This is a genomic window from Pseudoduganella sp. R-31 (assembly GCF_049913235.1).
In the GTDB taxonomy this organism is placed as follows: Bacteria; Pseudomonadota; Gammaproteobacteria; order Burkholderiales; family Burkholderiaceae_D; genus Rugamonas.
Map to the genome: position 1 here is coordinate 4,144,495 of NZ_CP183986.1, position 20,577 is coordinate 4,165,071.

Sequence of the window (20,577 nt, forward strand, 5' to 3'; positions counted from 1 at the left end):
GACAGTGCCCGACCCTGTGGGTCAGGCACTGGTTTACCGGTTTTACTTCTTCTTCTTCGGCGCCAGCACCATGATCATCTGGCGGCCTTCCATCTTGGGGAACTGCTCGACCTGGCCATGCGGCTCCAGGTCAGCCTTCAGACGCTCGAGCATGCGCATGCCGATATCCTGGTGGGCCATTTCACGGCCACGGAAACGCAGGGTGATCTTGGTCTTGTCACCGTCTTCCAGGAACTTGATCAGGTTGCGCAGCTTGATGTTGTAGTCGCCATCATCGGTGCCGGGGCGGAATTTGACTTCCTTCACCGAGATCACCTTCTGCTTCAACTTGGCTTCGTGCGCCTTCTTCTGTTCCGAATACTTGAACTTACCGTAATCCATCAGCCGGCAGACTGGAGGATTCGCGTTCGGCGCGATCTCGACCAGGTCGACATCGGCCTCTTCCGCCAGGCGGAAGGCTTCGGCCAGGCTTACGATGCCCAGCGGTTCATTATCCACACCCGATAGACGCATTTCAGGGTGGGTGATCTCGCCATTGATGCGATGGGAAGACTTGTCAGTAGCTATGGTGTTTCCTTCAATTTTGGTTAGTAGGCCGGTTGCGGGGCTCCCCCGCATTTAGGCTTTGGTCTCGACGTCGTTCTGAAGTCGCTCCACCAGGGCTTCGATCGACATGACGCCCAGATCGACATTGCCCCGCGCACGCACGGCCACGGTGTTGGCATCCCGTTCTTTGTCGCCCACCACGAGAATGAAAGGCACTTTTTGGACGGAATGTTCGCGGATTTTATACGTAATCTTCTCGTTGCGCAAATCAGCAGCAACGCGGAAGCCCAGCTTGCGCAGCCTGGATTCAAGCGCCTTGCAGTAATCCGCCTGGGCGTCGCTGATGTTCAGAATCGATACTTGCTGAGGAGCAAGCCACATCGGCAGCGCGCCGGCGTAGTTCTCGATCAGGATACCGATGAAGCGCTCCAGCGAACCCACGATCGCACGGTGCAGCATGACCGGAGTCTTGCGGGTGTTATCATCCGCGACATATTCGGCACCCAGGCGGCCCGGCATGAAGAAGTCGACCTGCATGGTGCCGACCTGCCATGGGCGGCCCAGCGAATCCTTCAGGTGATACTCGATTTTCGGACCGTAGAATGCACCCTCGCCCGGCAGTTCGGTCCAGGTCACGCCGCAAGCGCGCAGGCCCGAGCGCAGCGCTTCTTCCGCTTTATCCCACACCTCGTCGTCGCCGATGCGGTTGTCCGGACGCAGCGCCAGCTTCACGTCGATGTTCTCGAAATGGAAATCTTTATAGACTTCCATCGCCTGCTGGTGGAAGGCCACCACTTCCGGCTCGATCTGCTCGTTGGTGCAGAAGATGTGGCCGTCGTCCTGGGTGAAGCCGCGCACGCGCATGATGCCGTGCAGCGCGCCGGATGGCTCGTTGCGGTGGCACTGGCCGAATTCACCGTAGCGCAGCGGCAGGTCGCGGTAGGAACGCAGGTCGCTGTTGAAGATCTGCACGTGACCCGGGCAGTTCATCGGCTTCAGCGCGTAGGAACGGTTTTCGGACTCGGTCACGAACATGTTTTCGCGGTAGTTTTCCCAGTGGCCGGTCTTGCCCCACAGCGAAGCGTCCAGGATCTGCGGCGCCTTCACTTCCTGGTAGCCGTTTTCCTGGTACTTGCGGCGCATGTATTGTTCCACTTGCTGCCAGATGGTCCAGCCTTTCGGGTGCCAGAACACCAGGCCCGGAGCCTCATCCTGAAAGTGGAAGAAGTCCAGCTGCTTGCCCAGCTTGCGATGGTCGCGCTTTTCCGCTTCTTCCAGCTGGAACAGGTACTGCTCCTGGTCTTCCTTCTTGGTCCAGGCGGTGCCATACACACGCTGCAGCATTTCGTTCTTGCTGTCGCCGCGCCAGTAGGCGCCGGCCAGCTTCATCAGCTTGAAGACCTTCAGCTTGCCGGTCGATGGCACGTGCGGGCCGCGGCACAGGTCGGTGAAATTGCCTTCGGTGTACAGCGACACGTCTTCATTGGACGGGATCGAAGCGATGATCTCGGCCTTGTAGTGCTCATTGATGGACTTGAAATAAGCCACGGCCTCGTCGCGCGGCAGGACCTTGCGGGTCACCTGCTCGTCCTTCTTCGCCAATTCCGCCATTTTCTTCTCGATTGCCACCAGGTCGTCCGGGGTGAACGGACGCTTGTAGGAGAAGTCGTAATAGAAGCCGTTTTCAATGACCGGCCCGATGGTCACTTGCGCATCAGGGAACAGTTCCTTGACGGCGTACGCCAGCAAGTGGGCGGTCGAGTGGCGAATCACGTCCAGGCCTTCCGGATCCTTGTCGGTCACTATGGCGACATCGGAGTCCTTCTCGATCAGGAAGGAAGTATCAACGACCTTGCCATCAACTTTGCCGGCCAGGGCTGCTTTGCCCAGGCTGGTGCTGATGTTGGACGCAACCTGCGCCACGGTCAGGGGTGCATCGAATTGGCGGACGGAACCGTCGGGCAGTCGGATTGAAACCATCATGGATCTCCGGAAGAAAAAGGTAATGCTGGAAAAAATGGACGAAAAAAAACGCGGGCTAGCCGCGTTTTTCTTCAATTGAACAAGCAAAAGAAAGCCGATCGACTAGCGTCACTCACCAACCTTGATGGTAGTTCGCGGTGTCATAACCGGTGTGCCTTTCTCGCTCTTACAAAATGTCTGGTGGGCGGTGAGGAATTCGAATCCCCGACCCCTTGGATGTCGACCAAGTATTCTAACCAGCTGAACTAACCGCCCGTGTCTTTTGCAATGGTACTACATAAAAATGTTCTGGTGGGCGGTGAGGAATTCGAATCCCCGACCCCTTGGATGTCGACCAAGTATTCTAACCAGCTGAACTAACCGCCCGAGAGCCAGCATTATAGAGAGCACTTCCCTCTGTGACAAGTGTTTTCCGAAGAAAACATTGCTGATATATTCAGGGGACCATGCAAAACCACGATTCAACCCATCTTCACGCCCATCTGGACGGCGACGCGCAACACGCTCACTTCAACGAACACCGCAGCCAGGCTGCCCTGGCAGCCGCACTGGCACTCACTTTGGGCTTCGCTGTAGTTGAGGTAGTAGCTGGGTTCATGGCCAATTCGCTGGCCCTGATTTCCGACGCCGGCCATATGGTGACCGATGCCGCAGCACTCGGCCTGGCACTGCTGGCGCAACTGATTGCCAAGCGGCGCCCTTCTGCGCGCTACTCCTTTGGCTTTGGCCGTGCCGAAGCGCTGGCAGCTTTCGTCAACGGGCTGGCAATGCTGGTCGTCGTCGGCTGGATCGTATTTGAGGCGGTGCAACGCTTCGCTTCACCCGAGCCGGTGCAAGGTGGCACGGTACTGGTCGTAGCCGGCATCGGCCTGGCTGTGAACTTGCTGGTCGCCTGGAGCCTGTCGCGCGACAAGGAAAGCATGAATACCCGCGCCGCCCTGGTGCACGTGCTGGGCGACCTGCTTGGATCCGTCGCGGCGTTGATTGCCGGCGGCGTGATCATGGCAACCGGCTGGATGCAAATCGACCCCATTCTCTCGCTGCTGGTATCGCTGCTGATCCTCAAATCGACCATCGGCGTCCTGCGCGAATCCTTCCACCATCTGATGGAGGGCGTGCCCGACAACACGGACTACGCCCAGATCGGCGCCGACCTGGCTGAAGTGCAAGGCGTCCTGTCGGTGCACGATCTGCACGTATGGGAAATGTCGCCGGGGCAGCCGGCTTTGATCGGCCATCTTGAAGTCGCGGACTTGCACCAATGGCCGGCCATTCTGGCCCGGGTAAAAACAATGCTGCGCACCCGACACGGAATCGATCACATCACATTGCAAGCCGAGCCCGCAACCCATTCCCGCCCATCCTGAAATCATGAAGACCAGCTATTCTTCAATGTTGGACTCACATGCGGTCCCAACAAGCAAGCTGCGATAGATCCCTTCAACAAAACCATGTCCGAAAGGCTTCGTGTGAAATTGCCGTAAGCCCAGCAGCTATCGAAGCCGGCGCCAAACCGAAATCGGCACGTCCCCATCAGGCCGAGGCGGGACACGCCATTCGAGAACATCTCCCTCCATCGAATATGCGCGGCGCTGCACGGCCCCGTCCCATTGCGGATTCGATGCGGCGGCGATATGGAATACCAGGCGTCCATCCTCCACCGTAATCTTGCCAAAATGCGCGCTCATGGCGAGCAACAGCCGCTTGTATTCATGCAATTCGGCCGAGCGAAAATCACCTGCAAATGGCGGCCTGTCGGCATGATAGATCTGAAGCGCGTAGTGGCCGTCGCTTGCCACGTTCAGGGTGCCGCGCGGCTTGGCCCCATAGTCGTCGCTTCGACTGCCGTCGCGATGTTCACGGTAGGCGCCGATCAATTCCCAGGCCCCGGCCAGGCTGGCCCCGCTGGCTGACACCTCGGTGGCAGTTGCTGCGCCACTCAGCACTAATGCTGTCAAAACAAGCTTCCGCATTTCAAACCTCCATCAGTCGAACACGCAACAGAGGATAGCCAGCTTGACGTCAACGCAAAATTGCAAAAACTTCGCGTGACCTGTGCATAATTGCACCGATGGACACCCCTGACTGGAACGATCTTCGCTATTTCCTCGCCGTCGCCGCAGCTGGCTCCCTGTCGGCTGCTGCACGCTCGCTTGGCGTCGAGCACACCACCGTGTCGCGCCGCATCGAGGCACTGGAGGGAATATTGGGCCTGAGGCTCTTTGACCGCTTTGCGCGTGGCTGGTCCCTGACGGATGCCGGTCGCGCCTTGCTGCCCCAGGCACAACGGATCGAGGAAGAGATTCATACCCTGCTGCGCCAGGCAAGTGGCGCGGGATCCGAATTCGGCACAGTACGCATCTCGGCGCCGCCCGCCATCGCCGCCCACTGGATCACGCCGCGCCTGCCCGCTTTGCGCGCGCAACTGACGGGAATTCAGATCGAATTGGGCGCCGAACCGGCCCGCGTCGATTTATCGCGGCGCGAGGCGGATATCGCGATCCGTTTTCGCCGGCCGCAAGCGCCCGACCTGGCAGTGCGCATAGTCGCAACGGTCAAATATTATCTGTGCGCGGCGCCCCAATATCTCGCCTCGCGCAAATCTGAAGAATGGGAATTTATCGGCTACGACGAAAGCCTGGCCACGACCCCGCAGCAGGAGTGGTTGAACGCATTTGCGGCGGGCCGCCCGTTTGCTTTTAGCAGCAACGATTTGAATTCAATTGCGGCAGCGGTGCGATTTAGCGCTGGGATTGCGGTCCTGCCCGATTACCTCGCCGCTGGGCTGATAATCCCAGGCATTAACTGCCCGGTGCGGCGCGACCTCTGGATGGTCATTCATGACGACGTCCGCAAATCGCCAAGAGTTCGCCGTACCGCAGACCTCCTCGCAGAACTGTTCAGTACTGCGGCGCGCTAGCTCCTGGCAGCAACACGCCAAGACCTGGCACGCTTCGGACGAAGCTCTAGAGGGAGATGAGCTTCCCTCCTTCAAGCACGGCGAGCTTCCAGGATGCCGGTGACTTCGCAAATCGCGGCGAGCGCTTTTTGCAGTTGGCTGGTGGCGCCGATTTCGACCGTAAAGGTCATGCGGGCCTGCCCTTTGGCTGATTGGGTGTTCACGCCGGTAACATTGATTTTCTCGCGCGAGAAAATCTCGGAAATATCGCGCAGCAATCCCTGGCGGTCGGTCGCCAATACAAATAGATCGACGGGAAATACCGTGTCGGAACGCGCAGCGCCCCAGGCAGTGACAATTACCCGCTCCGGCGCTTTAGCGCGCATTTCAGCGAAGTTTTTGCACGAGGCGCGATGAATTGAAACGCCTTTTCCGCGCGTAACAAAACCCACAATTGGATCGGGTGGCGCCGGTTTGCAGCATTTCGCCAATTGCGTCATCAAGCCATCGGTTCCCACCACCAGCACGCCCGATTTGGCGCCGGATTCAACACTGGAATTGCGGCTCTTATTAACTGCGACCTGGTCGCTCGCATCTTCTTCAGCCTCGGCAGGATCGCGCAACGCTGCCTCGACATGGCGCAGTGAAAACTCATCCTTGCCCACGGCGAGGAACAGATCGTCCACTTTGCCAAAGCCCAGCTTTTGTGCCAGGGTCTCCAGGTTGACGGCGGTCTTGCCTTCGCGTTGCAGCGATTTCTCAACCAGGGAGCGGCCGTTGGCAACCGTTTCCTGGATGTCGATCGCGTGGAACCATGCCCGCACCTTGGTGCGGGTGCGGTTCGAGACCGTATAGCCTGGGCTCAGCCAGTCGCGCGACGGTCCAGCCGTACCGGGTGCGCCCTTGGCGGTAATGACTTCGCAAGTTTGCCCGCTTTTCAACGGCGTATTCAGCGGCACCATCTGGCCGTCGACGCGGGCGCCGCGGCAGCGGTGGCCCACGTCGCTGTGCAAGTGGTAGGCGAAGTCGATTGGGGTGGCGCCCACTGGCAACTCGATCACGCGCGCCTGCGGGGTCAACACGAAGATGCGGTCGTCCAGCGTGGTGGACTTGAGTTTTTCCACCCACTCGCGCTGCTGGTCCTCATTGTTGACCACAGCATCGGCAACTTCGGTTTTCCAGGCCAGCAGCTGGCGCAGCCAGGCGATCTTTTCGTCGTACTGCTGCCCTTTGAAGTTGGAACCACCCTCCTCCTTGTAGCGCCAGTGCGCTGCCACGCCGTATTCGGCGAAGCTGTGCATCTCCTGCGTGCGGATCTGCACTTCGAGGGGGCGGCCGTCGTCCGCCGTCACCACGGTGTGCAGCGACTGGTAGCCGTTCGGCTTGGGACGGGAAATGTAATCGTCGAATTCTTTCGGGATCGGGGTCCAGATATTGTGGACTACGCCGAGCACTGTATAGCAGGTCTTCACGTCGTCGACGATTACGCGGAAGGCACGCACATCGTACAGCTCGGAGAAGTCCAGGTCCTTGCCCTTCATCTTGTTCCAGATGGAGTAGATGTGCTTGGGCCGGCCGAATACCTCGGCCTTGATGCCGGCAGATGCCAGCTCGGACTGCAGGCGCGCAATGGAAGACGTGACGAAGCTCTCGCGCGCCATGCGCTTCTCTTCCAGCATCTTCGCAATGCGCTTGTAGGTCTCCGGCTCGATGAAGCGGAACGACAGGTCCTCCAGCTCCCACTTGATCTGCCAGATGCCGAGGCGGTTTGCCAGCGGCGCGTAAAGGTCCAGGGTCTCGCGGCCGTAAGCGCGCGTTACTTCGTCGAAGCGCTTGATGTCGGAGAAATAGCGCAAGGTGGTGCAGCAGGAAGCCAGCCGCACCAACACCACGCGCATATCGGTGGCCATGGCCAGCAGCATCTTGCGCAGCGACTCGACCTGGGCGACAGCCTGCTGCGCCGCGGTCTTGGTGCGCGCGGCACTGCCGGAAGACGCCAGCGTCAGCTCGCGCAGGCGGATCAGCTGGCGTACGCCGGCCACCAGGTCATTGACTTCCTTGCCGTAGCGCGGCTCGATGGAGGGGGCGGTATCGGCGTCGAGCAGGGTCAGCTCGAACATCAGTGCCGCGATGCGGGTTTCCGCATCGGTGCGCAGGATGGCCAGTGTGCTGGCCACCCCGATGGCGAATTCCAGGGCATCTTGCCCATGGCCTGTGATACGGCCGCTGTACGCCTGGCTGGCGTGGTCGAGCGCAGCCAGCACGCGCGCTCCATCGTCGGCGGACAAGCCTTGTACCAACTGATCCGTCGTTGCGCTGTTGAGAGCCGCGATTGAAACCATTACGAAAACCTTTGCAACTTTACTTTTGGGCGGCGGTCACCACGATTTCGACCAGCCAGTCGGGATTTGCCAGTTGCGCCTGGACAGTCGCACGCGGCGGGGTATTGCCTTCCACCACCCAGGCTTCCCACACTTCGTTCATGGCGGCGAAGTTGGCCAGGTCGGTGATGTAGATCTGCGCGCGCAGGATGTGCGCCTTGTCGCTGCCGGCTTCGCCCAGCAGGCGGTCGATATGGCCCAGCACTTCGGCGGTCTGCGCCTTGATGTCGCCGCCCTTCTCGGCAATCTGGCCGGCCAGGTAGACAGTGCCGTTGTGGACGGCGATTTCGGACATGCGCTTACCTACGTGAAAACGTTTGATTTCCATGCTTCTCTCTTAGTGGTTCAACAAAAAATCTTTCGCAATCGCGATCTGGTCGTCGTGCAGGAAGGTCGGCGCATGGCCAACGTTCGGGATCTCCACCAGTTTGGCCTTCGGGCCGCGCTGCGTCATCGCTTGCGCCGTTTCGCGCGACAGCAAGTCGGAGTTGGCGCCGCGCACCAGCAAGGTCGGGCAGCGGATCGCATCGTAGGCAGCCCACAGCATCGCTTCGTCAGCCTTGGCCGATTCCGGCGTCACCGACTGGAACGGCAAGGCCAGGCCCATATCGTAGTGGCGTACCCACGAGCCGTCCTTGTCCTGGCGCAGCACGTCGGCGGCCAGCTTGTGCCATTCCGCATCGGTGTGCTCGCCGAAGGTAGCCGACACCATCTTCACGAATTCGGCGCCGGCCTTGAAGGTTGGGAAGCGCACTTCCTGGGCAATGTAATCGCCGATGCGCTGGATCGCCACCGCATCCAATGTGGGGCCGATATCGTTCAATACCAGCTTGCTGACCGGGCTGTCCGGCAACGAGGCCAGTCCCATGCCGATCAGGCCGCCCATCGAAGTGCCGAACCAGTCCACGGTCTGGCGCTCGCCATTGGTCAGCACGCGCGCCAGCAAGGTCACCATATCGCTGACATATTGGGGAAGGCGGTAAAGCTGGGGGTTCACCAGGCTGCCGGAACGGCCGCGGCCCACCACGTCGGGGCAAACCACACGGTATTCCTTGCACAGTGACTGTGCAAGATTGTCGAAATCGTCCGAAACCCGGGTCACGCCGTGCACGCAAACCAGCACATTCGGGTTATCTTCCTCGCCCCATTCCTTGTATGCCATCTGGTGCAGGCCAGACATGGAGAAACACTGAACGGACTTGATTTTCGCTTCTGGCATTCGGTTCCTCGCTCCCCGCGCTGTTGTTTCGCTATTGGTTTTTGCGCTACATTCTACATTGGCTAACTAATTATAGGGGACCAAATGGTCAGCACGACTTTGCGCGGCAAAACTGCGCTCGTAACCGGCTCCACCTCCGGCATCGGCCTGGGCATCGCACGCAGCCTGGCAGCCGAAGGCGCCAACATCGTATTGAACGGCTTTGGCGATGCAGGCGAGATCGCGAAGCTGCAAGAATCGCTGGCCGCCGAATTCGGCGTGCAGGCAGGCTACCACGGCGCGGACATGAGCAAGCCGGCCGATATCGAGGCCATGATGGCCTATGCCGCCCAGAAGTTCGGCGGCGTCGACGTCCTGGTGAACAACGCCGGCATCCAGCACGTGGCCAATGTCGAGGACTTTCCGGCCGAGCGCTGGGACGCCATCATTGCCATCAACCTGACTTCGGCCTTCCACACCACCCGCCTGGCGCTGCCGCATATGAAGGCGCGCAACTGGGGACGCATCATCAACCTCGCTTCGGTGCACGGGCTGGTTGCTTCGGCCGGCAAGTCGGCCTATGTCGCGGCCAAGCACGGCCTGGTGGGCTTTACCAAAGCCACCGCGCTGGAAACTGCCAAGACCGGCATCACCTGCAACGCGATCTGCCCGGGCTGGGTCCTGACCCCGCTGGTGCAGAAACAGGTCGACGCGCGCGCCGAGAAGGAAGGCCTGTCCAACGAGGCAGCCAAAGCGGCACTGCTGGCGGAGAAGCAGCCATCCGGCGAATTCGTCACCCCCGAGGAACTGGGCGCCATGGCCGTCTTCCTGTGCTCCGATGCGGCCAGGCAGATGCGCGGCGTGGCGTGGAACATGGATGGCGGCTGGGTCGCCCAGTAATCAGGCTTTTTGCGCCAGGTAGTTGTTCTTCAGGCGCATATAGTGCTCGGCCGAGTATTTGAAGTGCGCAATCTCCTGTTCGGTCAGCTCGCGGATGCGCATCGCGGGCCGGCCGACATACAGCCCGCCGCTCTTCAGCACCTTGCCGGGAGCCACCAGGCTGCCCGCCCCCACCATCACATGCTTTTCGATCACCACGTCGTCCATGATGATCGAGCCCATGCCAACCAGGCATTCGTCGCCGATGGTGCAGCCGTGCAACAGCACCGAATGGGCAATGGTGGCGTACTTCCCAATCGTCAGGGCGGCGCCTTCCGGCTTGGCGGCCGAGCGGTGCGACACATGGCACATGGCGAAATCCTGCACATTGCTGCCTTCGCCGATCGTAATGCGGTTCACATCGCCGCGCACAACCGCATTGCACCAGATCGAGGCATCTCGGCCGACATTGACGTCGCCGATAATTTGCGCGGACTGGTGGACGAACACGCCGTCTGCCAATTGGGGAAAGGTATCGAGGTAGGGTTGCAGTGTCATGCCAGGATTATATGGCCTGCGGCGCTGCAGCATCCGGCCGATTGTGGTTTTCCACAATGGGGATAGACACAATAGCGGCAAGACAACCCGTTTGCCATGATGGGAATATTCGGAGACAAACGAGGCCCCCTCATCATGGAAAAGAAACCCTTCTACAAAGTACTGTACGTCCAGGTACTGTTCGCCATCTTCTGCGGCATCCTGCTCGGCATCTACCTGCCGACCGACGCAGTCGCCATGAAACCGCTTGGCGACGGTTTCATCAAACTGATCAAAATGATCATTGCCCCGGTCATTTTCTGCACCGTGGTGAGCGGCATCGCCGGCATGCAGGACGTGAAAAAGATCGGCCGCGTCGGCGGCAAGGCACTGATCTACTTCGAGATCGTGTCCACCTTCGCCCTGGTCATCGGCCTCGCCGTTGCCAACTTCATGCAGCCTGGCGCCGGCTTCAACGCCGATCCGCACACGCTGGATACCAAGTCCATCGCCCAGTACACGGAAAAGACCAAGGCGCTGACCACCACCGACTTCCTGCTGAACATTATCCCTAACACCGTGTTCGATGCCTTCGCCAAGGGCGACATCCTGCAGGTGCTGCTGGTTGCCGTGCTGTTCGGCTTTGCCCTGTCGCTGCTCGGCGAGCGCGGCCGTCCGGTCACCAAGCTGGTCGACGAGGTATCGCACGCCTTCTTCGGCATGGTCAACATCATCATGAAGGCCGCCCCGATCGGCGCCTTCGGCGCCATGGCTTTCACCATTGGCAAATACGGCATCGCTTCCCTGCTGCCGCTGGCCAAGCTGATGGGTTCGTTCTACCTGACCTGCTTCCTGTTCGTGTTCATCGTGCTGGGCCTGATCGCCAAGTACACCGGCTTCTCGATCGGCCGCTTCATTTCCTACATCAAGGAAGAGCTGCTGATCGTGCTGGGCACCTCCTCCTCGGAAAGCGCCCTGCCTTCGCTGATGCGCAAGCTGGAAAAACTGGGCGCCTCCAAGCCTGTGGTTGGCCTGGTGGTGCCGACCGGCTACTCCTTCAACCTGGACGGCACCAATATCTACATGACCATGGCCGCCCTGTTCGTGGCCCAGGCCACCAACACCGACCTGACGCTATGGCAGCAACTGACCATCCTCGGCGTCGCCATGCTGACCTCGAAAGGCGCCTCCGGCATCACCGGCGCCGGCTTCATCACCCTGGCAGCCACCCTGGCCGTGGTGCCAACCATCCCGGTGGCAGGCATGGCCCTGATCCTCGGCATCGACCGCTTCATGAGCGAATGCCGCGCCCTGACCAACTTCGTCGGCAACGGCGTGGCTACCCTGGTGGTCGCCAAGTGGGAAGGCGAGCTGGACATGGATACCCTGAAGCGTGAGCTGGCCAATCCTACCCCGCTGAATGCAGCGGCCCAGCCGGCCGCCGCGGAGGCGCTGGCCGCTACCGCCGAGTAAGCCCGTAGCTTCTTTACCACTAAGACAGGCCCCATGCAATTGTGCATGGGGCCTGTCTTTTTTTGTGGTTAGAATGTAACGAAGAGTCACGAGGCAAATGTTGACACACGGAAACATGCAACCTAGAATGAACTCACTAATCATGCACCCAGAAACGGACGCCAGGATGAAATTCCCCAGCCACCGTGGCTTTACCTTGATTGAATTGATGATCACCGTCGCCATCGTCGGGATCCTCGCTTCCATCGCCCTTCCCAGCTACACCCGCTATATCGTAAAGGGTAACCGCGCCGCTGCGCAGCAGCACCTGATCGACCTGGCCCAGCGCGAGCAGCAATTCCTGGCCGATGCACGTGTCTACAAGGATTCGGTCAGCGGCCTGAACATGCAAACGCCTGCTGCCGTGTCCAAGTGGTACACGATTACCATCCAGACTGATGCCGGCCCGCCGCCAAAGTTCACCATCACGGCGACCCCTATCGCCGGCAGTCGCCAGGAATCCGACGGCGCCCTCACCATCGACCAGGCCGGCAGCAAGCTGCCGGCTGACAAGTGGTGAAGCCATGAAGCGCCAATCCGGCTTCGGCCTTCCTGAAATGCTGATGGTGGTGGTCGTGATCGGTATCCTGGCGGCGCTCGGCGCGCCTGCAATGCAGGATTTCATCGCCAACCAGCGCCTGAAGAGTACATCAAGCGACCTGTTCACCAGTATCCTGCGCGCGCGCAGCGAGGCCATCAAGCGCAACAAGGACGTGTCGATTTCCCCCTCGGCCAGCTGGAATACTGGCTGGAGCATCCCTAGCCCGAACGCCGGCGAACCGGCCCTGGCCATGTTTGTGACGCGCCCGTCGATCACCGTGTCCGGCCCCGCCGCTGGCGTGACGTTTACCGCTGCCGGCCGCGTCAAGGGGGATGCCAACCCGCAGTTCTCCCTGACGGCCTCCACCGGCAAAGCCAGCTGCATCAGGATTGACCTTGGCGGCCGCCCGAACGTGCAACCTACATCATGCTAAGACCCACCATGCCTCGCCAACACGGCGTCACTATGATTGAAGTCCTGGTCACCATTGTGATCCTGGCTTTCGGCCTGCTGGGCATTGCGGTCTTCCAGTCCAAGGCCAGCGTCGGATCGATCGAATCCTACCAGCGCGCCCAGGCGGTCATCCTGCTGGACGACATGACTGCCCGCGTGCAAGGCAACCCTCAGAACAGCGCGGCCTACGAGTCAGCCAATATCGGCACCGGCGATGCGCAGCCAGCCGATTGCAGCGGCCTCGGCGCCGGCGCCGCGCGTGATGTCTGCGAGTGGAGCAACCTGCTGAAAGGCGCGGCTGAAACCGACAGCAGTACCAAGGTCGGCGCCATGATTGGCGCACGCGGCTGCATTACCCTGCTGCAGGCAGCCGATCCCAGCGCCGGCGTTTGCAAGCCGGGCATCGTCCAGGTCGCTGTTGCCTGGCAGGGCTTGCACGCCACCCAGGCTCCATCGCTGGACTGCGGCCGCAATCAATTCGGCGACGAAAGCTATCGCCGCCTGATTGCCGCCCAGGTCCTGATTCCTCAACTTGACTGCAAATGAGGAGCCCATTCATGCAGATACATCGCCGACGCGCGCAAGGTTTTACGTTGGTTGAAATGATGGTGGCGGTCGCCGTCGGCCTCCTCCTGCTCGCCGGCTTGTCGACCCTGTTCAACAACAATAGCGCCGCGCAAATGGAAATCGAGCGCGCCAACCGCCAGGTGGAAAACGGGCGCTACGCCATGCAACTGATGACCGGCGACTTGCGCAACGCCGGCTATTACGCCGAGTACGACCCGGTGGAACTGGCGGCGCCAACCGTCCTGCCGGATCCCTGCACGCTCGACCTGACAGCCATCCGCGGTGACATCGCCTTTGCGGTGCAAGGCTACGACAACAGCAATTCGCTCGGTTGCCTGTCCGACGTCAAGGCCAATACCGACGTGGTGGTGGTGCGCCATACCCAGACCTGCGTGGTCGGCGCCGCCGATTGCGAGGACGAGGCTGCCGGTGGCCCCTTCTTCCAGGCTTCGCAATGCTCCAACGACTATGAACTCGGTTCCAGCGACAAGAACAAACACTACCAGATCTCCGAGATCAACAACGGCTTCACGCTGCACCAGTACAACTGCACGGCGGCCATCAACAGCGGTACGCCGGCCGACGTGCGGCGCCTGCTGACCCATATCTACTTCGTCGCCAACAACAGCATGGCGCGCGATGGCGTCCCCACTCTCAAGCGCGCCGAGGTGGTGAGCAAGGGCGGCGTCATGTCGGTCCAGATCGTGCCGCTGGCCGAAGGCATCGAAAACATGCAGCTCGAATATGGCCTGGACACTAGTGGCGACGGCGTCGCCGACAGCTTCACCCCGCATATCAACGATACCGAGTGGGGCAATGTGGTTTCTGTCAAGCTGCACCTGCTGGCGCGCACCCTGAGCCCGTCCGTGGGTCACACCGACCGCAAGTCCTACGTCCTCGGCGCGAACGAGAATGGCCAGCAGAACGTCATCAGCGCCGCCAACGACAAATACAAACGCCACGTTTTCACCTCACTGATTGGCCTGCCTAACGTGGCCGGAAGGAAATCCTGATGAAACACCCTGCACTCCGCCAGCAAAGCGGCATGACGATGGTCGTGGCGCTGGTCATGCTGGTGCTGCTCACCTTGCTGGCCATGACCACCTTCAACCTTGGCAAGTCCAGCATCCAGGTGGTCAACAATATGCAGAACCGCGACGAAGGCATTGCGGCCAGCCGCAGCGTGCTCGACGAGGCCATGTCCAGCACCCGCTTCTTCGACACGCCATCCGATGCACTGGACCAGCCTTGCCTGAACAGTAACCATCGCTGTTTCGACGTCAATGGCGACGGCGTGGTCGATATCGTTACCTCCCTGAGCGCGGCGCGCTGCGTCAAAGTCCGCAAAATCAAGACGTCTGAACTCGATTTGCAGAACGAAGAAGACCGGGGCTGCAGCGTCGGCTCCAGCAACGATGGCCTGATCGTCGGGGCACAAAGGGGCGATTCAATGTGTGCCGACTCGACCTGGGAAATGACGGCCACCAGCCAGGACCAGCAGGTTCAATCGGAAGTCCAGATGGTGCAAGGCGTCGCCATGCGCGTCTCTACCGACAATGTCGAAACCTCCTGTAAATAAATAACTAGCCCGCTTTTATTTGAGAGCCAGCCATGCAAAAAAAGCTAATGATCACCGCGGCCGCCAGCCTCGGTGCATGCGCCACCCTCCTGTCGTTCCCGGCTGGCGCTGACGACATCGATATTTTCACCGGGGCCTCTGCCGGCACCTCGATCAATCCACGCATCCTGATCGTGCTGGACAATACGTCCAACTGGTCGCGCCAGTCGCAGAAGTGGCCCGGCGGCTTGTCCCAGGGCCAGTCCGAGGTACGCGCCATCAAGGACGCGATTGCCACCCTGAACGACAAGGTCAACGTCGGCCTGTTTGAGTTCGTCACCGACGGCAACGCCAACGACAATGGCGGCTTCGTGCGCTTCCAAGTGCAGCCGATGACCGCGTCGGCAAAGAACCAGTTCAACAACCGGCTCAACACCATCGACGGCGCCATTACCAGCCCGATCGAAAAGCGCAACTCGGGCACGATGTACGGCAACCTGATGTACGACGTGTACAACTACCTCGGCGGCCGTCCCGGCTACTCCGCCGCGCAGGGCGTCACGCCGAGCTCGATCGCCGATCCCGCCGGCTACGTTAGCCGCTGGGTGCCGTTCAAGTCGCCGCTGACCGACGACGCCAGCTGCGCCAAGACGATCGTGATCTTCGTCACCAACCCGGACCAGAGCGGCCCGACCAAGGACGATTCCGCCAACACGACCCAGTTGCAGAGCCTGGGCGGTAGCACCAGGCAGCTCGGCCTGCCGAACTTCTCGACCCAGACCGTCGAGAGCGTCACCAATATCGGCCAGACCTCGGTCTGCTACTCGAGCCAGAGCGCCGCCGGCAATGAGCTGAACATGGCGCCGTGGCCCACCACCTGCGGCAACTACACTGACGGCTGCAGGATAGGCTCGCCCCTGAACGACGGCAGCAAGATCTGCCCGGTCGGCACCTCATCGTATGCAATCAACGGCGTCAACAGCACCGTGACCAACGTGCCGACCGGCGGCGAAACCACCGACTCCAATCCCTGGAATGCCGACGAGTGGGCGCGCTTCATGCACGACAAGGGCGTGCCGATTCCGGCCAGCACAATGAAGTCCAAGGTCACGTTCTACACGATCGACGTGTACAACGCCCAGCAAAACATCGAGCACACCAAGCTGATGCTGAGCATGGCGCGCGCCGGCGGCGGCAAATACTTCGCCGCCAAGAGCCAGCAAGCCATCCTCGATGCTTTGAACCAGATCATTGGCGAGGTGCTGGCTGTGAACTCGACGTTCGCGTCAACTTCGCTGCCAGTGAACGCCACCAACCGTTCGCAAAACCAGAACCAGGTCTTCATTGGCATGTTCCGCCCCGACCCGGATGCCAAGCCCCGCTGGTTTGGCAATCTGAAACGCTACCAGCTGGTCCTGGATGGCGCCGAGGTCAAGCTGGGCGACGCCAACGCCAACCTGGCAGTCAACGACAATACCGGCTTCATCACCGATTGCGCGCAAAGCTTCTGGACCGTCCAGAAGGGGCCGTATTGGGAGAACCTCGGGCTGAACCCGGACCCAGCGAGCGGCTGCAAGGCCTTGCCGCGCGGCGTCTCGCCCTATTCCGACGCGCCGGACGGACCATCGGTTGAAAAAGGCGCGGCGGCGCAGATGCTGCGCAACGGTAACGACCCGAGCTTCACCGGCGACCCGACCTATGCCGTCAACCGCACCTTGTACACCCGCGTCCCGGGTGGCACCTCGCTGGTGGCCTTCAACACCACCAACAGCGGCTTGCCAGCCGACGTGGTCAACTTCATCAAGGGCGCGGACGTCACGCAGGAGCGCGGCGACAACATGCCAACCACCACCACCCGCCCGTCGATCCACGGCGACGTGATCCACTCGCGCCCGCTGCCGCTGGCCTATGACGAGAACAACGTGTTCGTCTTCTACGGCGCCAACGATGGCTTCTTCCGCGCAGTCGATGCCAGCAACGGCAAGGAACGCTGGGCCTTTGTCGCCCCTGAATTCTTCAGCCGCCTGTCGCGCCTGAAAGACCAGACCCCGCTGGTGAACTACCCGAACGTGTCCGGTCCCGGCGACGTGGCTGCCGTCGGCAGCCCGAAAGACTACTTCTTCGACGGTTCCACCGGCGTGTTCCAGAACCTGCCGGTCGATGCCAACGATCCCAAGAAGATCTGGATCTACCCGACCATGCGCCGCGGTGGCCGCATGGTATACGGCCTGGACGTGACCGATATCGACAGCCCACGCCTGATGTGGACGGTAGGTTGCCCGAACCTGACCAATGACAGCGGCTGCACCCCGGGCTTCGATGGCATCGGCCAGACCTGGTCCATCCCGGCGCTGGCCTTCGTCAAAGGCTACTCGCCCAGCAAGCCTGTGATCGTGATGGGTGGCGGCTACGACAACTGCGAAGACGCCAACACCGGCGCCCCCACCTGCGTGGCAGGCAAAGGCGGATACGTCTACATCATGGACGCGGAAACCGGCTCCCAGTTGGCCAGCTTCAGGACCAAGCGCAGCGTCGTCGGCGACGTGTCGATGGTCGACATCGACAACGACGGCATGGTTGACTACGCCTACGCGGCCGACCTTGGCGGCAATATCTACCGCATCGACTTCATCGATAGCCCCACCACCAAAGCACAGCTCACGGCCGGCAACTGGCGCATGTACCGCGTGGCCTACACCAACCAGGCCAGCAGCCCGCGCAAATTCATGTTCGGCCCGGCCCTACTGTACAACAAGGGCTTCGTCTACCTGGCCCTGGGCAGCGGCGACCGTGAGCACCCGCTGTCGTGGCAGTATCCTTACGAGTCGACCGCCAACCGCTTCTACGTGGCGCTCGACGACCTGTCCCTGCGGCCCACAACTGACGAGGCTGGGCTGAACCTTGACGCCAGCCTGACCAACAGCACGGCGTCGACCAGCTGCAATTCGCCGAACGTCCTGCCGAACGGCAGCACCCGCGGCTGGTTCATGGAATTGCAGAAGGGCGAACAGGTCGTGACCTCGTCCCTGATCGCCGGCGGCACTGTCATGTTCAGTACCAACCGTCCGATTGTCGGCAACGCGGCAAGCTGCTCCACCGCCCTGGGTGAAGCACGCGGTTACGTGGTTAACCTGTTCAACGCCTCTGGCGCCATTGGTGCCGACGGCATCTGCGGCGGCAACCGCTCCTCCGTGTTTGCCGGTGGCGGCCTGCCACCTTCGCCGGTGCTGGCCCGTGGTGTGAAAGTCCGCAGGGTGGGCGAGACAGGCGACCCGGGCAGGCCTGGCACTGGCACTGAGCCTCCCCGCGTAACTGTTGGGATCGGCATCGGCGGTACAGCGGCGCCGATCCAGTCGACGCGTATCAATCCGAACATCAAATCGGTCCGCAAACGTAAATACACTTACGTCAAAGGCCAGTAGGAAACGGGGGCGCATCGGCTCCCCTCTTTCCTGACAGCCGTATCGATACAAAAAAGGGACGCCAGCAGGCGCCCCTTTTTTTCTTTGGCTGCGTGCTCAGGCGAACGACAGCTCCACGCCGGAAGCAGCGGCGATTTCTTCGCGCGTTACGCCTGGGGCCAGTTCGGTCACATTGATGCCGGTCGGCGTCACTTCCATCACGCCGAGGTCGGTGATGATCATGTCCACCACGCCCACACCGGTCAGCGGCAGGTCGCATTTCTTCAACAGCTTGTGCGAGGTCGAGCCATCCTTGGCGGTGGCGACGTGCTCCATCAGCACGACCACCTTCTTGACGCCCGCCACCAGGTCCATCGCGCCGCCCATGCCCTTTACCATTTTGCCGGGGATCATCCAGTTGGCCAGGTCACCCTTTTCCGACACCTGCATCGCGCCCAGGATTGCCAGGTTGATCTTGCCGCCCCGGATCATGGCGAACGAGTCGGCGGAGCTGAAGTAAGCAGCGCCAGGCAACGCGGTCACGGTCTGCTTGCCGGCGTTGATCAGGTCCGCATCCACTTCGCTTTCGGTCGGGAAGGGGCCGATGCCCAGCAAGCCGTTTTCCGACTGCAGGAACACTTCGATATGTTGCGGCACATAATTGGCAACCAGTGTCGGCAAGCCGATGCCCAGGTTCACATAAAAGCCATCCTGCAGCTCTTTTGCCGCGCGCGCGGCCATTTCATCACGAGTCCATGCCATGTTGTCTTCTCCTTAGTTGGCACGCACGGTGCGCTGTTCAATGCGTTTTTCCGGGGTGGCGTTGAGCACGATGCGGTGCACGTAGATGCCCGGCAGGTGCACGGCATCCGGGTCGATGGCCCCGACTTCGACGATCTCTTCCACTTCCACCACGCAGACCTTGCCTGCGGCGGCGACGTTCGGGTTGAAGTTGCGCGAGGTCTTGCGGAATACCAGGTTGCCGCTCTTGTCGGCCTTCCAGGCCTTGACCAGCGAAACGTCGGCCACCAGCGAACGTTCCATCACATACTGTTCGCCGTCGAATTCACGGATCTCCTTGCCGTCGGCGACAATGGTGCCGACGCCGGTCTTGGTGAAGAAGGCCGGAATGCCGGCGCCGCCGGCGCGCAGCTTTTCAGCCAGCGTGCCTTGCGGTGTGAATTCCAGTTCCAGTTCGCCGGCCAGGAACTGGCGCGCGAATTCCTTGTTCTCGCCCACGTAGGAGGAGATCATTTTCCTGATCTGGCGGGTTTCCAGCAATTGGCCCAGGCCGAAGCCGTCCACGCCGGCATTGTTGGAAATCGCGGTCAGGCCCGTTGCCCCGCTATCGCGCAGGGCGGCGATCAACGCCTCGGGAATGCCGCACAGGCCGAAACCGCCGACCGCGATGGTTTGGCCGTCGGCCACGATGCCGGCCAGGGCGGCCTTGGCATCCGGGTAAATCTTGTTCATTATGTCTCCTTGTTCAAATGGCCAGAAGGCGATTGAGGATAGAATACGCCCGCCCAAACTTCAATACCGTAGAAATACCGCAATGCCGATCAATTATGAGTCCATCTTCAAGTTCGCCCCGGTAGGCATGTGCGTGTCGGACCAGCGCGTGATCAAGGCCGGCAATGACGCGCTGGCCGCCATGTTCGGCTACGGAGCGGGCGAACTGGATGGGCAATCGTTCCAGGTGCTGTACCCGACGCAGGACGAATACTTGCGCACCGGTGACCGCATTATCCCGATCATGAATGCCAAAGGGCGTTATTCGGATGAGCGCATCATGCGGCGCGCCAATGGAGAACTGTTCTGGTGCCACGTGACCGGGCGCGCACTGGAGACGGCGCAGCCGCTTGGGGCCGGGATCTGGACGTTCGAGGACGTGTCGGAGCAGCGGCCGGTGTCGGCGGCCCTCACGCCGCGTGAACGCGAAATCGCGGCGCTGCTCGTCGAAGGCAAGACCAGCAAGATGATTGCGCGCGATGCCGGCTTGTCGCCGCGGACGGTGGAGATGCATCGGGCTTCCTTGATGCGCAAGTTCGGTGCTGCTACCGCCACGGAACTGGTCCATAAACTGGCTGGGGCACGCTAGAACCGGTAAATCTGGGTCAGA

General features: G+C 61.0%; 20 protein-coding genes and 2 tRNA genes. 11 read left to right on the forward strand and 11 right to left on the reverse strand.

All coding sequences use genetic code 11. The annotated features are described in order from the left end of the window. Nucleotides 1–42: 42 nt before the first annotated feature. The 4 genes from infC to ACN9MY_RS18715 all read right to left on the reverse strand — a co-directional run bounded on the left by infC (nucleotide 43) and on the right by ACN9MY_RS18715 (nucleotide 2,895). A complete protein-coding gene (gene infC, locus ACN9MY_RS18700) occupies nucleotides 43–618 on the reverse strand; it encodes a translation initiation factor IF-3 (RefSeq protein ID WP_426161989.1) in 576 nt (191 codons plus the stop codon). Beyond that, nucleotides 619–2,526, reverse strand: coding sequence for a threonine--tRNA ligase (gene thrS / locus ACN9MY_RS18705; protein ID WP_426323787.1), 1,908 nt, complete (start codon nucleotides 2,524–2,526; stop codon nucleotides 619–621). It lies immediately after the preceding gene. Nucleotides 2,527–2,707: 181 nt separating this feature from the next. Next, nucleotides 2,708–2,784: transfer RNA gene (locus tag ACN9MY_RS18710), tRNA-Val, on the reverse strand. A 34-nt stretch (nucleotides 2,785–2,818) separates the two neighbouring features. Continuing rightward, nucleotides 2,819–2,895, reverse strand: a tRNA-Val gene (locus ACN9MY_RS18715). A gap of 80 nt (nucleotides 2,896–2,975) precedes the next feature. Between ACN9MY_RS18715 and ACN9MY_RS18720 the strand changes: the two genes are divergently transcribed. Then, nucleotides 2,976–3,896 (forward strand): cation diffusion facilitator family transporter, encoded by a 921-nt coding sequence (locus ACN9MY_RS18720; protein WP_426335933.1) that lies wholly within the window; start codon nucleotides 2,976–2,978, stop codon nucleotides 3,894–3,896. Nucleotides 3,897–4,022: 126 nt separating this feature from the next. Here the strand turns inward: ACN9MY_RS18720 and ACN9MY_RS18725 are convergent, their stop codons facing one another. Next, nucleotides 4,023–4,502, reverse strand: coding sequence for a lipocalin-like domain-containing protein (locus ACN9MY_RS18725; protein WP_426335934.1), 480 nt, complete (start codon nucleotides 4,500–4,502; stop codon nucleotides 4,023–4,025). 98 nt (nucleotides 4,503–4,600) lie between these two features. Here ACN9MY_RS18725 and ACN9MY_RS18730 point away from each other — a divergent pair, with 98 nt between their 5' ends. Beyond that, on the forward strand, nucleotides 4,601–5,449 hold the full coding sequence (locus ACN9MY_RS18730; RefSeq protein ID WP_426335935.1) for a LysR family transcriptional regulator: 849 nt from the start codon (nucleotides 4,601–4,603) through the stop codon (nucleotides 5,447–5,449). Nucleotides 5,450–5,520: 71 nt separating this feature from the next. Here the strand turns inward: ACN9MY_RS18730 and ACN9MY_RS18735 are convergent, their stop codons facing one another. From ACN9MY_RS18735 to ACN9MY_RS18745, 3 genes are read right to left on the reverse strand one after another with little or no spacing between them, the layout of a single operon-like run. Continuing rightward, nucleotides 5,521–7,770, reverse strand: a complete 2,250-nt coding sequence (locus ACN9MY_RS18735; protein ID WP_426161993.1) for a RelA/SpoT family protein — start codon at nucleotides 7,768–7,770, stop codon at nucleotides 5,521–5,523. A 19-nt stretch (nucleotides 7,771–7,789) separates the two neighbouring features. Continuing rightward, entirely contained in the window at nucleotides 7,790–8,137 is a 348-nt protein-coding gene (locus ACN9MY_RS18740) for a RidA family protein (protein WP_426161994.1), read from the reverse strand. Nucleotides 8,138–8,146: 9 nt separating this feature from the next. Further along, entirely contained in the window at nucleotides 8,147–9,028 is an 882-nt protein-coding gene (locus tag ACN9MY_RS18745; RefSeq protein WP_426335936.1) for an alpha/beta fold hydrolase, read from the reverse strand. 84 nt (nucleotides 9,029–9,112) lie between these two features. Between ACN9MY_RS18745 and ACN9MY_RS18750 the strand changes: the two genes are divergently transcribed. Beyond that, nucleotides 9,113–9,907, forward strand: coding sequence for a 3-hydroxybutyrate dehydrogenase (locus tag ACN9MY_RS18750; RefSeq protein WP_426161996.1), 795 nt, complete (start codon nucleotides 9,113–9,115; stop codon nucleotides 9,905–9,907). On the opposite strand, the gene ACN9MY_RS18755 is transcribed toward ACN9MY_RS18750, so the two are convergent. Then, nucleotides 9,908–10,444 (reverse strand): gamma carbonic anhydrase family protein, encoded by a 537-nt coding sequence (locus ACN9MY_RS18755; RefSeq protein WP_426335937.1) that lies wholly within the window; start codon nucleotides 10,442–10,444, stop codon nucleotides 9,908–9,910. It abuts the gene before it with no gap. Between the two features lie 135 nt (nucleotides 10,445–10,579). Here ACN9MY_RS18755 and ACN9MY_RS18760 point away from each other — a divergent pair, with 135 nt between their 5' ends. From ACN9MY_RS18760 to ACN9MY_RS18790, 7 genes are all read left to right on the forward strand, one after another. After that, nucleotides 10,580–11,896 carry a dicarboxylate/amino acid:cation symporter gene (locus tag ACN9MY_RS18760; RefSeq protein ID WP_426335938.1) on the forward strand — a complete coding sequence of 439 codons (1,317 nt, stop codon included), beginning with the start codon at nucleotides 10,580–10,582 and terminating at the stop codon, nucleotides 11,894–11,896. 166 nt (nucleotides 11,897–12,062) lie between these two features. Then, a complete protein-coding gene (locus tag ACN9MY_RS18765) occupies nucleotides 12,063–12,455 on the forward strand; it encodes a type IV pilin protein (protein WP_426318275.1) in 393 nt (130 codons plus the stop codon). A gap of 4 nt (nucleotides 12,456–12,459) precedes the next feature. Continuing rightward, a complete protein-coding gene (locus tag ACN9MY_RS18770) occupies nucleotides 12,460–12,909 on the forward strand; it encodes a GspH/FimT family pseudopilin (protein ID WP_426318276.1) in 450 nt (149 codons plus the stop codon). An 8-nt stretch (nucleotides 12,910–12,917) separates the two neighbouring features. Next, nucleotides 12,918–13,475, forward strand: coding sequence for a type IV pilus modification PilV family protein (locus tag ACN9MY_RS18775; protein WP_426318277.1), 558 nt, complete (start codon nucleotides 12,918–12,920; stop codon nucleotides 13,473–13,475). Nucleotides 13,476–13,486: 11 nt separating this feature from the next. After that, nucleotides 13,487–14,509 carry a PilW family protein gene (locus tag ACN9MY_RS18780; protein WP_426335939.1) on the forward strand — a complete coding sequence of 341 codons (1,023 nt, stop codon included), beginning with the start codon at nucleotides 13,487–13,489 and terminating at the stop codon, nucleotides 14,507–14,509. Beyond that, complete coding sequence (locus tag ACN9MY_RS18785; protein WP_426318278.1) at nucleotides 14,509–15,075, forward strand: hypothetical protein; 567 nt, start codon at nucleotides 14,509–14,511, stop codon at nucleotides 15,073–15,075. Before ACN9MY_RS18780 ends, ACN9MY_RS18785 begins: the two co-directional genes overlap by 1 nt. Nucleotides 15,076–15,107: 32 nt before the next feature. After that, entirely contained in the window at nucleotides 15,108–18,476 is a 3,369-nt protein-coding gene (locus ACN9MY_RS18790; RefSeq protein WP_426335940.1) for a pilus assembly protein, read from the forward strand. Between the two features lie 96 nt (nucleotides 18,477–18,572). Here ACN9MY_RS18790 and ACN9MY_RS18795 read toward each other — a convergent pair whose 3' ends face one another. After that, a complete protein-coding gene (locus ACN9MY_RS18795) occupies nucleotides 18,573–19,217 on the reverse strand; it encodes a CoA transferase subunit B (protein WP_426335941.1) in 645 nt (214 codons plus the stop codon). 12 nt (nucleotides 19,218–19,229) lie between these two features. Beyond that, complete coding sequence (locus ACN9MY_RS18800) at nucleotides 19,230–19,928, reverse strand: CoA transferase subunit A (protein WP_426318281.1); 699 nt, start codon at nucleotides 19,926–19,928, stop codon at nucleotides 19,230–19,232. An 82-nt stretch (nucleotides 19,929–20,010) separates the two neighbouring features. Here ACN9MY_RS18800 and ACN9MY_RS18805 point away from each other — a divergent pair, with 82 nt between their 5' ends. Then, nucleotides 20,011–20,556, forward strand: coding sequence for a LuxR C-terminal-related transcriptional regulator (locus tag ACN9MY_RS18805; RefSeq protein ID WP_426162009.1), 546 nt, complete (start codon nucleotides 20,011–20,013; stop codon nucleotides 20,554–20,556). The last annotated feature ends 21 nt before the right edge of the window (nucleotides 20,557–20,577 follow it).